We start from the raw sequence: 14,834 nt of genomic DNA on the forward strand, positions 1-14,834 counted from the left end.
CTTGCCGGCGATGAGGCCATAAGCCCTAACGAAAACCTTACTGACCGGCCACCTTCTCCGACTTGCCGTCATAGCGCTTGCGCCATTCAGTCAGGATGCTGTCGCGGTTTTTCGAGGCCCAGGCAAAGTCGTTCTTGATCAGGCGCTGCTCATAATCGGCCGGCAATTCGGTCTGCGGCTTGGCGATACCGGGCTGGGCAAGTACGGCAAAGTTGTCTTTGTACAGGTCCATCGCCGCTGCACTGGCGGAGAAGTCCGCGAGCTTTTTAGCCGCATCGGCGTGGGCAGTGCCCTTGATCACGGCAGTCGCTTCAATGTCCCAGCCCAGGCCTTCTTTGGGCAGGATGATGTCCAGCGGCGCGCCCTGGCGTTTCAGTTGAACGGCGGGGTACTCGAAGGAAATACCAATCGGGAATTCACCCGAGGCCGCCAGCTTGCACGGCTTGGAACCGGAGTGAACGTACTGGCCGATGTTCTGGTGCAGGTCGTCCATGTACTGCCAGCCCTGCTTCTCGCCGAAGGTTTGCAGCCAGGCACTGACATCCAAAAAGCCGGTGCCGGAGGAGGCCGGGTTGGGCATCACGATCTTGCCCTTGTACTCAGGCTTGGTCAGGTCTTGCCAGCTCACCGGCTTGGTCAAGCCCTGCTTCTGGGCTTCGATGGTGTTAAAACAGATGGTTGCGGCCCACACGTCCATGCCGACCCACGCCGGCGGGTTGGCAGCGTCGCGGTAGTTTTTGCCGATTTTGTCCAGGCCCTTCGGCGCATAGTTATCCAGCATGCCTTGCTGATCGAGAATCGCCAGGCTAGAGGCCGCCAGGCCCCAGACCACGTCGGCTTGCGGGCGGTCTTTCTCGGCCAGAAGCTTGGCGGTGATGATGCCGGTGGAGTCGCGCACCCATTTAATCTCGACGTCGGGATTGGCCTTTTCGAAGGCCTGCTTGTAGGTCTTCAACTGCTCGGCTTCGAGAGCCGTGTACACGGTCAGCTCGGTCTTGGCGAAGGCATTCAGGCTGAATGCGGTGAGTACGGCAGCGACCAGCGCCAGGGGCTTGAACATGGAGCACCTCCTTCAAGGATGGTTATTGGCCGGGCGCGGTCTGGCGCCAGGCTTGAGAGCGACGCAGTGCGCCACGTGAGGCCCACGCCAGCAGCAGCGAGACGCCGGCCGAGGTGAACAGAATCAAGGTCGACATGGCCGCCGCACCGCCCACGTTGCCGGCGTCGTCCATGTTCAATACGGCGACGGCGGCGAGGATGGTGTCGGGGCTGTAGAGGAAAATTGCGGCCGACACGGTGGTCATCGCCGACACAAACAGGTAGCGCACGATGTCCAGCAGCGCCGGCAGGCAGATCGGCACGGTGACACGCAGGTAGTGGCGGTACAGCGGCGCCTTGAGGGACAGCGCGGCGGCTTCGAATTCGCTGTCGAGCTGGCGCAGCGCCGTGGTCGCGGTCATCTGCGCGGTGGTCAAATAGTGCGCAATGGTGCACACCACCAGCAGGGTCATCGTCCCGTAGAACACATGCAGCGGGTTGCCGCCCAAATTGAAAAAGAACACGTAGCCCAGGCCCAACACCAGGCCCGGCACGGCCATCGGCACAAAGCTGAGCATGCGCAGGGCCAGGTTCAGGCCCTTCTGGCTTTTGGTCTTTTCCATCAGGTAGGCGCCGGTGAAGATCAACACGCTGCCGATCAGCGCCGTGCACAGCGCCATGGTCAGGCTGTTGCGGTAAGCCAGCCAACCGCCGCCGGCCGTGTCTTCGAACTGGTAGTGGTTGAGCGACAACGACAGGTTGTACGGCCAGAATTTCACCAGCGAGGAATACACCGCCATGCCGAATACCAGCAGCAACACCGCGCAGATCAGCAACACAATGGCCAGGTAGCAACCATCGCGCAGCCGCGAGGGTGCCGGCTGGAACACCTGGGCGCGGCCGCTCATGGCATCGCCCTGCCGACGGCGCAGCCAGGCATCGACGCCAAAGCTGAACAGCGCCGGCAGCAGCAACACCATGCCGATCAACGCACCGCGACCGAACTGTTGCTGGCCGACCACCGCCTTGTAGGCTTCCAGCGCCAGCACCTGATAATCGCCGCCGACCACGACGGGCACGCCGAAGTCGGTGATGGTCAGGGTGAACACCAGGCAAAACGCGGCGAACACCGCTTGGCGCGTGGCCGGCCAGGTGATGCTGCGAAACGCCCGAGCGGGGCTGGCGCCCATGCTTGATGCCGCATCGAAAAGCCGCGCATCCGCCAGCGACAGAGCTGACAGCAGGATCATCAAAGCGTGTGGGAAGGTGTAGATCACCTCGCCGAGAACAATGCCCCAGAAGCCGTAGATATTGTCCGAGAGCACACCGCGCAACAGGCCTTGGTTGCCGAACAGGTACACCAGCGCAATCCCCGGCAGCATCGACGGCGCCATCAACGGCAGCAGTGACAGGCCACGCCACATCGCTTTGCCGGGAATCAGTGTGCGTTGCAGCGCGTAGGCAAACAGATAGGCCAGCGGTACGACGATGGCCGCCACGCTGAGGGAGACTTTCAGGCTATTGCCCAGCAGCCAGTGGAAGTTAGCGCTGGTGAGCATTTCCCGCGCCGCAGCAAGACCGCCGCCCTGCCCGACTTCGCTGCTGAAACCGCGCCAGAAGATTGCCAGCAATGGCAGCAATACGGCGACACCCAGCAGCACCAGCCACAGCAGTTTGCCGCCGAGCACAAAAATACGGTCGCCGTTTTCGGCGCGCGAAACCGGGCGCGGCAGGGTCATCACAGCAGCCATCTCAGGCAAACACCTGCAGGCTGCGCGGCGGCAAGGCGACCCAGATGTCCTGGGCACCCAGGCGTGGCATGGCTTCCGGGGCCAACTCGGCCAGCAGCGCGTGGCCGGGCAATTGTTCCAGTTCAAAACGCATGCGGCAGCGGTTGCCAAGAAACGTGATCTCGCGAACCTTGGCCGGGAACAGGTTTTCTTCATGCACCGGCGGGTTGACGCTGATGGCTTCCGGGCGGCAGAACAAGCGCCCGGATTTCGCCACGCCAGCATCGTCGGCCAGGCGCATGTTCAGCCCGCCGACCTGGGCATGGCTCGCACTGTTGCGGCTGAACGGCAGCCAGTTACCCTGGCCGACAAACTCCGCCACAAACGGCGTGGCCGGGCGGTCGTAGATTTCCTGGGGCGTGGCGTATTGCTCGACCTTGCCGTTGTTCATCACGGCAATGCGGTCGGCCATCAGCATGGCCTCGTCCTGATTGTGGGTGACCATCAGCGTGGTGATACCCAGGCGCCGCTGCAGCTGACGCAGCTCGGTGCATAAATGCTCGCGCACGCGGGCGTCGAGGGCCGACATGGGTTCGTCGAGCAGCAACAGCGAGGGCGCCGGTGCCAGGGCACGGGCCAGGGCTACGCGTTGTTGCTGGCCGCCGGAAAGTTGGCCGGGGTATTTCTTTTCGCTGCCCAGCAGGCCGACCAATTCGAGCATCTGGCCGACGCGCTTGCGCACCTCATCGCGGCCGCTGCCGGTGAGGCCGTAGCCGATATTCGCCTCGACGGTGAGGTTGGGAAACAGTGCGTAGGACTGAAACAAAATGCCGTAGTCCCGCGCCTGCGGCGGCAGTAGGGAAACGTCGCGGTTGCCCAGGCGCAGCTCACCGCTGTCCTGGCGTTCAAGGCCGGCGATGCAGCGCAGCAAGGTGGTCTTGCCGCAACCGGACGGGCCCAGCAGGCACACCAGCTCGCCAGCGGCGACGTCCAGGGACACATTGTCCAGCGCAGTAAAGGCACCGAAGCGTTTGTGGATACCGCGCACCGTCATCGGCGCGCCGGGGTGGGTCAGGGCTGTGTTCATGGAGGCACCTCATCAAACGGATGAAGGCCATGCTAGGTGGGCAATGCGTACCTGGTGTGGCAGGAAGGCAAAATGCGGTGATAGTGGTATTGGTGGATTTGGGTAGGATTTGGAGGCTGTGTCGTCAGGGCTGACGCCATCGCGGGCAAGCCCGTTCCCACATTTTGATGTGTGAACGCATTCAAAGGTGGGAGCTGGCTTGCCTGCGATGGCGATTCAAAGGCCACCAAGCAAGGTTCAGAGGGGCGACATTTCCTGCGCCAACCCAAGAAACGCCGCCGGCAGGCGCGCCGACTTGCGTTCCTTGAGGCAGTACAAATACTCCGCAATCTGCGGCGCGTTCTCGATGGTCAGCACGCGCAACTGCGGGTCATGAGGCACTTCCTGACGAGCGATGATGCTGATGCCGATGTTGCGCAGCACCGCCTCGCGGATCGACTCACGGCTGCCAATCTCCAGCAACGGCCCGTAACTCACCCCGGCGCCCTGCAGCATTTCTTCGCTCAGCCGCCGCGTGGTAGAGCCCGCCTCACGCATCAGCAAGGTATGCCCGGCCAACGCATTGAGCGGCACGTGATCGAGCGTGGCCAGGGGATGATTGCGGTGCACCGCCAACACCAAAGGATCGGTGCCCAGCACGCGGCGAATCAGGCGGGGGTCTTCCAGCAGTTGGGAGGACGCGGCGACATCGACGCGGTAATCGTCGAGCGCTTCGAGCACCTGCTGGGAGTTGCCGATTTCCACCGACACCTCCACTTGGGGCAGACGTTCGCGAAAGGCTTTGACCAGGTCGAGGATGTAATACGGCGCCGTTGCGGCAATCCGTAACGTGCCCTGGACCTGTCCGTTGTTGCGCAGAAAGAACTCGATGTCGGCTTCCTGCTGCAACAGCGCCTTGACCATCGGCAGCAGGCGCGCGCCGTCGTCGCTGACGGTAAGGCGGCGCCCGCCACGGTAGAACAGCTCAACGCCGTATTGGCTTTCCAGGTTGCGAATCTGGGTAGTCACCGTGGGCTGGCTCAGCCCGAGTTTTTTCGCCGCCTGGGTAATGCTGCCCAGGCGGGCGACCATAAAAAACGCCTTTAACTCGGCACTCAGCACGCCACCCTCACATCAATTATTTGCGCAACAGGCGCAGGCCATTGAACACCACCAGCAGGCTGACGCCCATGTCGGCGAACACCGCCATCCACATGGTCGCCATGCCGAGGAAGGTGACTGCGAGGAAGATCGCCTTGATCACCAGCGCCAGGGCGATGTTCTGCTTGAGGATACTCGACGTTTGCCGGGAGAGCCGAATGAAAGCCGGGATCTTGCGCAAATCATCGTCCATCAAGGCCACGTCGGCGGTCTCGATGGCGGTGTCGGTACCGGCGGCGGCCATGGCAAAACCGATCTCGGCGCGGGCCAGCGCAGGGGCATCGTTGATGCCGTCGCCAACCATGCCCACGCGGTGGCCTTGGCCGTAGAGGGTTTCGATGGCTTGCAGTTTGTCGGTGGGCAACAGGTCGCCCTGGGCCTGGTCGATGCCGACCTGGGCCGCAATCGCCTGGGCGGTGTGGGTGTTGTCGCCCGTGAGCATCAGGGTCTTGATGCCCAGATCGTGCAGTTGCTGGATGGCTTCGCGGCTGCTGTCCTTGACCGTGTCGGCAACGGCGAACAACGCCAGCGGGCCGGACTTGTCGAGCAGCAACACCACGGACTTGCCTTGTTTCTCCAGCGCGAAGAGCTTTTCTTCAAGCTCGGGTGAACACAGGCCAAGGTCTTCCACCAGGCGGTGGTTACCCAAGTGATAGGTTTCGCCGTTGATATCGCCGCGCACACCACGCCCGGCCAGGGCCTCGAAGTTATCCACAACGTGGCTCTGCAGGTTTTTATCCACAGCCGCATTGGCGATGGCCAGCGACACCGGGTGGTCGGAGCGCCCGGCCAGGCTGGCAGCCAGGGCCGGCGCACTGTCTTCGAGATTGGGAAACAGCGCCAGGTAATCGGTTTGCACCGGTTTGCCGTGGGTGATCGTGCCGGTTTTGTCGAGGGCCAGGTAGTCGAGCTTGTAACCGCCCTCCAGGTACACGCCGCCTTTGATCAGGATGCCTTTACGCGCTGCCGCGGCCAGGCCGCTGACGATGGTCACCGGGGTGGAGATCACCAATGCACAGGGGCACGCGACTACCAACAGCACCAGGGCGCGGTAGATCCAGTCGAACCAGACGCCCGCCATGAACAGTGGCGGGATAATCGCCACACCCAGGGCAAACAAGAACACCGCCGGGGTGTAAACCTTGGCGAAGGTGTCGACAAAGCGCTGGGTGGGCGCCCGAGCGCCTTGGGCCTGTTCCACGGCGTGAATAATGCGCGCCAGCGTTGAGTTGTTCGCCGCTGCGGTGACCTTGTATTCCAGCGAACCGGCCTGGTTGATGGTGCCGGCGAAGACTTTATCGCCCACGCCCTTTTCAATCGGCAGGCTTTCGCCGGTGATCGGCGCTTGGTCGATGGTGGATTGGCCAGCGGTGACTTCACCGTCCAGGCCGATGCGCTCGCCGGGCTTAACCCGCACGATGGCGCCAAGTTCGATGCTTTTGACTTCTTGTTCAACCCACCCACCGTCGGCTTGCTGCACCGTGGCTTGTTCCGGGGTCATCTGCATCAGGCCACTGATTGCATTGCGTGCTCGGTCCAGGGACTTGGCCTCGATCAACTCGGCGACGGTGAACAGGAACATCACCATCGCTGCTTCCGGCCATTGGCCGATCAGGATCGCGCCGGTGACTGCGATGCTCATCAGCGCGTTGATGTTCAGATTGAGGTTCTTGAGCGCGATCCAGCCTTTTTTGTAGGTGGTGAGGCCGCCGCTGAGGATCGACACCAGTGCAACCAGTGCAATCACCCACGTCGGGGCTACGCCGGTGAAATGCAGCACTTCAGCGCCCAGCGCACCAACGCCGGACAGCGCCAGCGGCCACCAGTGTTTCTTGGCCGGCGGTGCGGCGGCGGGGGCGCCTTCTTCGATCGGGTCGGCCTGCATGCCGATGGATTTGATCGCGTCGATGATCGGCGCAGTGCTTGGCAGGTCATGGGTGACGCCGAGGATACGGTTGATCAGGTTGAATTCCAGCTGCTGCACGCCAGCGAGCTTGCCCAGTTTGTTCTGGATCAGCGTCTGCTCGGTGGGGCAGTCCATGGCTTCGATGCGAAAGGTGCTCAGGCGCGAGCCCGTAGTCGGCGCTTCACTCAGCGTGACCACGGCGGGCGCTGCCTTGCTGGAGCAGCAAGTGTCGCCGTGGCTGGCGTGGTCATGCTTTTTGACCGGCGTCAGTTTGGCGCCGTGGTCGTGGCTATGGTCATGGTCATGATCGTGCTTGTGATCATGCTTTTTTGGGGTGTGGATGGAGTCGCTCATTCTGTCGCGTCCGTAAAGGTGCCTGTTGCCAAGTAAAGACCCTGTAGCCACTATAGGGTCAAGCACCCATTTGGAGATTGCTGCGATGAAGATCGGTGAATTGGCCAAACTGACCGACTGTCAGGTGGAAACCATCCGTTATTACGAGAAGGAAGGCTTGCTGCCGCCCCCGGCGCGCACCGATGCCAACTACCGCGTGTACACCCAGGCGCACACCGAGCGGCTGATCTTTATCCGCAACTGCCGCAGCCTGGACATGACCCTCGAAGAAATCCGCAGCCTGCTCGGCCTACGCGACAGTCCTCAGGACCAATGCGAAAGCGTGAATGCGTTGATTGATGAGCATATCCACCACGTGAAAGCGCGGATCGATGGGCTGCTGGCGTTACAGGAGCAATTGCTGGACCTGCGCCAACGCTGCGGCGGTGGGCCGGGAATGGATCAATGCGCGATTTTGCAGCGGCTGGAAGTCAGCGGCAGTGTGGCAGCCAGCGAGGCTGAGCCTTCGCATGTGGGCAGAAGCCACGGGCATTAACTCTAGTGAACAGGGTTCTAATGTGGGAGGGGGCTTGCCCCCGATGGCAGTCTGTCAGTGACTAACCGGGTGACTGAACCACTGCTATCGGGGGCAAGCCCCCTCCCACACAAGCCCATCCTTTAAGACCAGGGCGGTCTTTAAATAGCCACGTCAGCCTTGATGCTTGGATCGGCGTCGTAGCCGACGATTTCAAAGTCTTCGAACTTATAGTCGTAGATCGACGCTGGTTTGCGCTTGATCACCAGTTCCGGCAGCTTTTTCGGCGTGCGTGCCAGCTGAGTGCGGATCTGTTCCATGTGGTTGCTGTACGCGTGGGTGTCGCCAGTGGTGACGATGATCTCGTGCGGGATCAGGTCGCATTGCTGGGCCAGCATGTGGGTCAGCAACGCCAGCGCCGCGGTGTTGTACGGCAGGCCGAGGAAAACGTCGGAGCTGCGGATGTACAACTGCATCGACAGATGGCCGTCATGCACAAACGCCTGGTACAGCAGGTGGCACGGCGGCAGCGCTTGCTTGCCGTTGCGCGCGTTTTCCTGCGGGCTCTTGGTTTCGTCCGGCAGGTATTCGACGTTCCAGCCGTGGAACAGGATGCGACGGCTGTTGGGGTTGTTCTTCAACGTGTCGACCATGTAGTCGATCTGGTTGATCTTGCCGCCGTCCTTGGTCGGCCAGGCGGTCCACTGCTCGCCGTACACCGGGCCCAGGTCGCCGTCTTCGGTGGCCCATTCGTCCCAGATTTTCACGCCGTTTTCGTTGAGCCACTTGATGTTGGTGTTGCCACTCAACATCCAGATCAGTTCGTTGGCGATGCTCTTGAAATGAAGCTTCTTGGTGGTCAGCAGCGGGAAGCCGTCGGCCAAGTTATGCCGATACTGACGGGCGAACACAGCCTTGGTGCCGGTGCCGGTGCGATCGCCCTTGGTCAATCCATTGGTCACGACGTCGTTCAGTAGTTCGAGATATTGCTTCATGTTTTTACCCGTATCGTTGAAGCCGAGGCTACGCAAAAGCCTCGGCATTCGAATTTAAAGCGCGGCGTTCTTGATGCCCTGCGGACGGTTGTAAGCCCACCACAGCAGGCCCAGGCCCGCCAGAATCATCGGCATGCTGAGGATCTGACCCATGGTCAACCAGCCCCACGCCAGGTAGCCCAGCTGTGCATCCGGCACGCGCACGAACTCGACGATAAAGCGGAAGATCCCGTAGAACAGCGCGAACATCCCCGACACGGCCATGGTTGGGCGTGGCTTGCGCGAGAAGATGTACAGAATCAGGAACAGTGCCACACCTTCCAGGGCGAACTGGTAGAGCTGCGACGGATGGCGCGGCAACTGCGCCGGGTCGCTGAATGGCGGGAACACCATGGCCCACGGCACGTCGGTCGGCTTGCCCCACAGCTCGGCGTTGATGAAGTTACCGATCCGCCCGGCACCCAGGCCAATCGGCACGAACGGCGCGACGAAGTCCATCAGCTGGAAGAACGACTTGCCGTTGCGACGGCCAAACCACCACGCGGCGATCATCACGCCGACAAACCCACCGTGGAATGCCATGCCGCCCTTCCACACTTCGAAAATCAGCGTCGGGTTGGCGATATAGGCTGGCAGGTCGTAAAACAGCACATACCCGAGCCGCCCGCCGACGATCACGCCCATCGACATCCAGAACACCATGTCGGAGAGCTTCTCCTTGGTCCAGGTCGGGTCGAAACGGTTCAGGCGCCGGGAAGCCAGCAGCCAGGCACCGCCGATGCCGATCAGGTACATCAACCCGTACCAGTGGATTTGCAGCGGACCGATAGCCACGGCCACCGGGTTGATCTGCGGGTAAGGCAGCATTGCGACTCCTCGTTAAATCATTAGTCATGACGCACCGGACCATGCCGGTGTGCGATTAAGCCTGCGTTACAGCCGCTATTTCAAATTAAGAAGTTCACACGCGCCCAATAGCCACGCATGTTAACGGATGGAAGGCGTGCGGCCCAACTTCGATACGATGGAACGCCCGCCGTTGTGTGGGTAGAGTGAGGGAAAACACAAAAGGGATCGCCTGATGTGCCTGATAGTTTTCGCCTGGCGGCCGGGCCACGCCCAGCCGCTGATCGTCGCGGCCAACCGTGATGAGTTCTACGCCCGCCCCAGCCTGCCGCTGGCCCAATGGCCGGATGCGCCGCACATTTACGCCGGCCGCGACCAGGAAGCAGGTGGCACCTGGCTTGGGGTGAACGCCGAGGGGCGTTTTGCGGCCCTGACCAATATCCGCGACCCGCACCAGCCGCCGTCACGTAAGTCGCGCGGGGAGCTTGTGGCGCGATTCCTGGCCGGTTCGCTGTCAATTGATGACTACTTAGCCGACGTTAACGGCCGTTCGATTGAATATGCCGGATTTAACCTGTTAGTGGGCACGCAGAACGAACTGTGGCATTACAACGCCAATGAGACTGCACCGACACAACTGAAGGCCGGGGTTTATGGGTTGTCCAACGCCGGGCTGGATACGCCATGGCCGAAGCTGCTCAAGGCCAAGGCGGCGTTTAGCGAGTTACTGGAAAACCCGCAGCCGGAGGCTTTGCTGGACATCTTGAGCGACCCGCAGACCGCGCCGTTTGCCGACTTGCCGGACACCGGCGTGGGGTTGGCGACCGAAAGTCTGCTGTCGAGCGTGTTCATCGCCAGCCCCAGTTATGGGACGCGGGCGAGCACGGCATTGATTGTGAATGCCGACGGGACGCGGCAGATGGTCGAGCGCAGCTTTGGGCCGCTGGGTGGCCGGCTGGGTGAGGTGGAACTCAGGATTTAGCGGTACTTGGGCCGGCCTCATCGCAGGCAAGCCAGCTCCCACAGTGTGGAATGCATTCCCCTGTGGGGGCCGGGCTTGCCCGCGATGGCGGCCCCTCGGTTTAGAGGTTTTTTGCAGAAGCCGGGTTGATCATCCGCGTCAGCCCCAGGTTCTTCAGCGCCAACTGCAGCGAGCTGTGGATAACTTGCGGGTTGTCGATGGTCATCAGCTCGGCGAGCAATTCCTTGGCCATGTTCAGGTTCACCTGGCGCAGCATCCACTTCACCTTCGGCAAGTTGGTGGCGTTCATCGACAGGCTGTCAAAGCCCATCGCCATCAACAGCACCGCTGCGGCCGGGTCGCCGGCCATTTCACCGCAGATGCTCACCGGCTTGCCTTCGGCATGGGCGTCGCGCACCACGTGTTGCAGGGCTTGCAGCACGGCTGGGTGCAGGTAGTCGTAGAGGTCGGCCACCCGTGGGTTGTTGCGGTCCACAGCGAGCAGGTATTGGGTCAAGTCGTTGGAGCCGACCGAAAGGAAGTCCACCTGCCGCGCCAGCTCTTTAGCCTGGTACACCGCCGCCGGAATTTCGATCATCACGCCAATCGGCGGCATCGGCACGTCGGCGCCTTCGTCACGGACTTCGCCCCAGGCGCGGTGAATCAAATGCAGAGCCTCTTCCAGCTCATGGGTGCCAGAGATCATCGGCAACAGGATGCGCAGGTTGTTCAGGCCTTCGCTGGCCTTGAGCATGGCGCGGGTCTGCACGAGGAAGATTTCAGGGTGGTCGAGGGTTACGCGAATGCCGCGCCAGCCAAGGAAGGGGTTGTCCTCCTTGATCGGGAAGTAGGACAGTGACTTATCGCCGCCGATGTCCAGGCTGCGCATCGTCACCGGCAACGGGTGGAAGGCTTGCAGTTGCTCGCGATAAATCGCCAGCTGCTCCTTCTCGCTCGGGAACCGTTGGTTGATCATGAACGGCACTTCGGTGCGGTACAGCCCTACCCCTTCGGCGCCGCGCTGTTGCGCGCGGGCCACATCGGCGAGCAGGCCGGTATTCACCAGCAGCGGCACGCGGTGGCCGTCGAGGGTCACGCACGGCAGTTCGCGCAGCGAATCCAGGCCCAGCGCCAGTTGTTTCTCTTCTTCCACCACCTCGGCGTATTGCTTGCGCAAAAGCTCGCTGGGGTTAGTGAAGACTTCGCCGCGATGGCCATCGACGATCATGTCGATGCCGTCGACCTTGGAATACGGCAGGTCCACCAGGCCCATGACCGTCGGAATACCCATGGCCCGGGCCAGGATCGCGACGTGGGAGTTACCCGAACCCAGAACCGAAACCAGGCCCACCAGTTTGCCTTCCGGCACTTCGCCGAGCATGGTGGCGGTCAGCTCTTCACTGATCAGGATGGTGTTGTCGGGGTAGACCAGGTTGGTGGTGCGGTCTTCCTGCAGGTAAGCCAACAGACGGCGACCAAGGTCACGCACATCCGAGGCACGCTCGCGCAGGTAGGCGTCGTCCATCAACTCGAAACGGTTAACGTGATCGGTGACCACTTGGCGCAGCGCGCCCTGAGCCCACTGGCCGGTCTTGATCACGGTTTTGACTTCATTACCCAGCGACGCGTCGTCGAGCATCATCTGGTACACGTCGAACAGCGCGCGCTCTTCGGGGCGCAGTTGTGTGGCCAGCTTGGTCGACAGGTTGCGCATGTCGGCGCGCACGCCTTCCAGGGCGGTCTTGAACAGTTTGATTTCGGCGTCGATGTCGTGGACGGTCTTGTCCGGCACCACATCGAGGTCGGCCGGTGGCAGCATGACCACCGCCGTACCGACGGCAGCACCCGGCGAACCCGGCACGCCGACGAACTTGGCTTCCTGGATGCCCTTGCCCTGACGGCCCAGGCCGCGAATCGAGCCCGTCGCCTCGGCGTGGGCAATAACCCCGGCAAGCTGCGCGCTCATAGTCACGAGGAAGGCTTCTTCACCTTCGTCGAACTGGCGACGCTCTTTTTGCTGGATGACCAACACGCCGACAACGCGGCGGTGGTGAATGATCGGTGCGCCGAGGAACGAGGCGTAGCGCTCTTCGCCAGTTTCGGCAAAGTAGCGGTAACGCGGGTGATCGGCCGCGTTTTCGAGGTTCAGGGGTTCTTCACGCGTCCCCACCAAGCCCACCAGACCTTCATTGGGCGCCATGCTGACCTTGCCGATGGAGCGCTTGTTCAGGCCCTCGGTGGCCATCAGCACAAAACGGTTGGTCTCGGGGTCCAGCAGGTAAACCGAGCAGACCTGGCTGCCCATGGCTTCCTTGACGCGCAACACAATAATCCCCAACGCCGCCTTGAGATCCTTGGCGGAGTTAACTTCCTGGACGATCTTGCGCAGCGTATTGAGCATGGCTCGGGGTCGAACTCCGTCGTCAGTCGCGCGCTAAAAGGCGCGGGGCAAGCTCTTTGAGAGCGCGACGATAAACCTCGCGCTTGAATGTCACCACCTGGCCCAACGGGTACCAATAGCTGACCCAACGCCAGCCATCGAACTCCGGTTTACCGGTCAAATCCATCCGCACCCGCTGCTCGTTGGAGATCAGGCGCAGGAGAAACCATTTCTGCTTCTGGCCGATGCACAGCGGTTGGCTGTGGGTACGCACCAGGCGTTGCGGCAAACGATAGCGCAACCAGCCACGGGTACAGGCCAGAATTTGCACATCTTCGCGCTCAAGGCCGACTTCTTCGTTCAACTCACGGTACAAGGCGTCTTCAGGGGTTTCGTCGGGGTTGATTCCACCTTGAGGAAACTGCCAGGCATCTTGGTTGATTCGGCGAGCCCATAGCACCTGTCCGGCATCATTCGTAAGAATAATCCCGACATTAGGACGGAAACCATCGGGGTCGATCACGGCAACAACCTCGCAAACGCATGTCGCCGCATTGTTCCACAAAGGTTGTTCCAGCGGCAACGAGGCTTCTTACCTTATGTGCACTCTTGTGAAAAGACCGTATTCTGGACGCCTTTTTACAGACTTTTCAGCGAGTAACTGCAATGCGCCTGGCTTTATTCGACTTGGACAACACGCTTCTGGGCGGTGACAGCGATCACGCCTGGGGCGATTACCTCTGCGAACGCGGGATTCTCGACGCGGTGGCCTACAAGGCCCGCAACGACGAGTTTTACCAGGACTACCTGGCCGGCACGCTGGATAACGCCGAGTACCTGAACTTTTGCCTGGAAATCCTCGGCCGCACCGAGATGGCCCAGTTGAACGAGTGGCACAACGACTACATGCGCGACTGCATCGAGCCGATCATGCTGCCCAAGGCCGTGGAACTGCTGGCCAAACACCGCGCTGCGGGCGATAAGCTGGTGATCATCACCGCCACCAACCGCTTCGTCACCGCGCCGATTGCCGCACGCTTGGGCGTTGAAACCCTGATCGCCACTGAATGCGAGATGGAAAATGGCCGCTACACCGGGCGCAGCACCGATGTGCCGTGCTTCCGTGAGGGCAAGGTGACGCGCCTGAATCGTTGGCTGGAAGAAACCGGGTACAGCCTGGAAGACAGCTACTTCTACAGCGACTCGATGAACGATTTACCGTTGCTGGAGCAAGTGACCCACCCGGTGGCGGTGGATCCGGACCCGAATTTGCGGGCTGAGGCCCAGAAGCGAGGTTGGCCGGTGATTACGCTGCGTAGCTGATGGCCCTATCGGGGCAAGCCCCCTCCCACACTCGACCGCATTCCAAAGGATCTACTCGGTTAAATGTAGGAGGGGGCTTGCCCCCGATGCAGCCGACGCGGTCTCAAGCCTTAAACCGGCTTGGCACCCATCAACCCGGCAATCGCCACAAACCCCACCAGGCTGACCACCGCCAGCACCAACGTGAAATTCAGGCTACCGCCCTCGCCTTTACGCAGGCGATTAAGCCGCGCCACCAGCCAGAACCAGGCCAGCGCCGCCACGGTGTAGAGGATGCTGGAGCCCAGAATCCAGGTTTGCCCCAGCGGCCAGCCGGTCATATGCACCAGCCACCAGCCGGTAAACGGCATGCTGACCATGCACACCCCCATCAGCAACCACACAAACGCCCACGGACGTTGCACGGTAGCGGTCGGACCGACGCTGCGTTTGCGCCAGGCCAGTACCGCAAGGCCCAGGCCGCTGAGCAGCAGTAACACAGTGGCGGTGATGTGGATCACCTTGAGGGTGGTCAGCGTTTCCATGGTCTTGATTCCTTGAAGGCCGCTCAGTCAGCGTAG

General features: G+C 61.6%; 13 protein-coding genes. 3 read left to right on the plus strand and 10 right to left on the minus strand.

Annotated features, from left to right (window positions below; genetic code table 11):
* Positions 1–37: 37 nt before the first annotated feature.
* From AB5I78_RS27690 to AB5I78_RS27710, 5 genes are all read right to left on the minus strand, one after another.
* Positions 38–1,060, minus strand: a complete 1,023-nt coding sequence (locus AB5I78_RS27690; RefSeq protein ID WP_145157799.1) for a putative 2-aminoethylphosphonate ABC transporter substrate-binding protein — start codon at positions 1,058–1,060, stop codon at positions 38–40.
* 22 nt (positions 1,061–1,082) lie between these two features.
* Entirely contained in the window at positions 1,083–2,789 is a 1,707-nt protein-coding gene (locus AB5I78_RS27695) for a putative 2-aminoethylphosphonate ABC transporter permease subunit (protein ID WP_369301937.1), read from the minus strand.
* A 1-nt stretch (position 2,790) separates the two neighbouring features.
* The gene (locus AB5I78_RS27700) at positions 2,791–3,855 is read right to left on the minus strand and encodes a putative 2-aminoethylphosphonate ABC transporter ATP-binding protein (RefSeq protein ID WP_242199798.1); all 1,065 of its coding nucleotides are present in this window, start codon (positions 3,853–3,855) and stop codon (positions 2,791–2,793) included.
* A gap of 237 nt (positions 3,856–4,092) precedes the next feature.
* Positions 4,093–4,956, minus strand: coding sequence for a LysR family transcriptional regulator (locus AB5I78_RS27705; protein ID WP_369301936.1), 864 nt, complete (start codon positions 4,954–4,956; stop codon positions 4,093–4,095).
* Positions 4,957–4,972: 16 nt separating this feature from the next.
* Positions 4,973–7,255, minus strand: a complete 2,283-nt coding sequence (locus AB5I78_RS27710; RefSeq protein WP_369301935.1) for a heavy metal translocating P-type ATPase — start codon at positions 7,253–7,255, stop codon at positions 4,973–4,975.
* Between the two features lie 85 nt (positions 7,256–7,340).
* Here AB5I78_RS27710 and cadR point away from each other — a divergent pair, with 85 nt between their 5' ends.
* Entirely contained in the window at positions 7,341–7,790 is a 450-nt protein-coding gene (gene cadR, locus AB5I78_RS27715) for a Cd(II)/Pb(II)-responsive transcriptional regulator (protein WP_145157813.1), read from the plus strand.
* A 140-nt stretch (positions 7,791–7,930) separates the two neighbouring features.
* Here cadR and AB5I78_RS27720 read toward each other — a convergent pair whose 3' ends face one another.
* Together AB5I78_RS27720 and lgt are read right to left on the minus strand one after the other, a co-directional pair.
* Positions 7,931–8,764, minus strand: coding sequence for a thymidylate synthase (locus AB5I78_RS27720; RefSeq protein ID WP_106575719.1), 834 nt, complete (start codon positions 8,762–8,764; stop codon positions 7,931–7,933).
* Between the two features lie 54 nt (positions 8,765–8,818).
* A complete protein-coding gene (lgt, locus tag AB5I78_RS27725; RefSeq protein ID WP_056857664.1) occupies positions 8,819–9,631 on the minus strand; it encodes a prolipoprotein diacylglyceryl transferase in 813 nt (270 codons plus the stop codon).
* Positions 9,632–9,845: 214 nt separating this feature from the next.
* Between lgt and AB5I78_RS27730 the strand changes: the two genes are divergently transcribed.
* On the plus strand, positions 9,846–10,592 hold the full coding sequence (locus AB5I78_RS27730; RefSeq protein WP_262206609.1) for an NRDE family protein: 747 nt from the start codon (positions 9,846–9,848) through the stop codon (positions 10,590–10,592).
* 100 nt (positions 10,593–10,692) lie between these two features.
* On the opposite strand, the gene ptsP is transcribed toward AB5I78_RS27730, so the two are convergent.
* Together ptsP and AB5I78_RS27740 are read right to left on the minus strand one after the other, a co-directional pair.
* Positions 10,693–12,972, minus strand: coding sequence for a phosphoenolpyruvate--protein phosphotransferase (gene ptsP, locus AB5I78_RS27735; RefSeq protein WP_262206608.1), 2,280 nt, complete (start codon positions 12,970–12,972; stop codon positions 10,693–10,695).
* A gap of 22 nt (positions 12,973–12,994) precedes the next feature.
* Positions 12,995–13,474, minus strand: a complete 480-nt coding sequence (locus AB5I78_RS27740; protein WP_003176750.1) for an RNA pyrophosphohydrolase — start codon at positions 13,472–13,474, stop codon at positions 12,995–12,997.
* A gap of 143 nt (positions 13,475–13,617) precedes the next feature.
* Here AB5I78_RS27740 and AB5I78_RS27745 point away from each other — a divergent pair, with 143 nt between their 5' ends.
* Positions 13,618–14,274 (plus strand): HAD family phosphatase, encoded by a 657-nt coding sequence (locus AB5I78_RS27745; protein WP_145157820.1) that lies wholly within the window; start codon positions 13,618–13,620, stop codon positions 14,272–14,274.
* Between the two features lie 110 nt (positions 14,275–14,384).
* Here AB5I78_RS27745 and AB5I78_RS27750 read toward each other — a convergent pair whose 3' ends face one another.
* Complete coding sequence (locus AB5I78_RS27750) at positions 14,385–14,798, minus strand: DUF2269 family protein (RefSeq protein ID WP_242199795.1); 414 nt, start codon at positions 14,796–14,798, stop codon at positions 14,385–14,387.
* Positions 14,799–14,834 lie beyond the last annotated feature (36 nt).

The sequence above is a fragment of the Pseudomonas sp. N2-3-1-14 genome (assembly GCF_041228395.1).
GTDB lineage: Bacteria > Pseudomonadota > Gammaproteobacteria > Pseudomonadales > Pseudomonadaceae > Aquipseudomonas.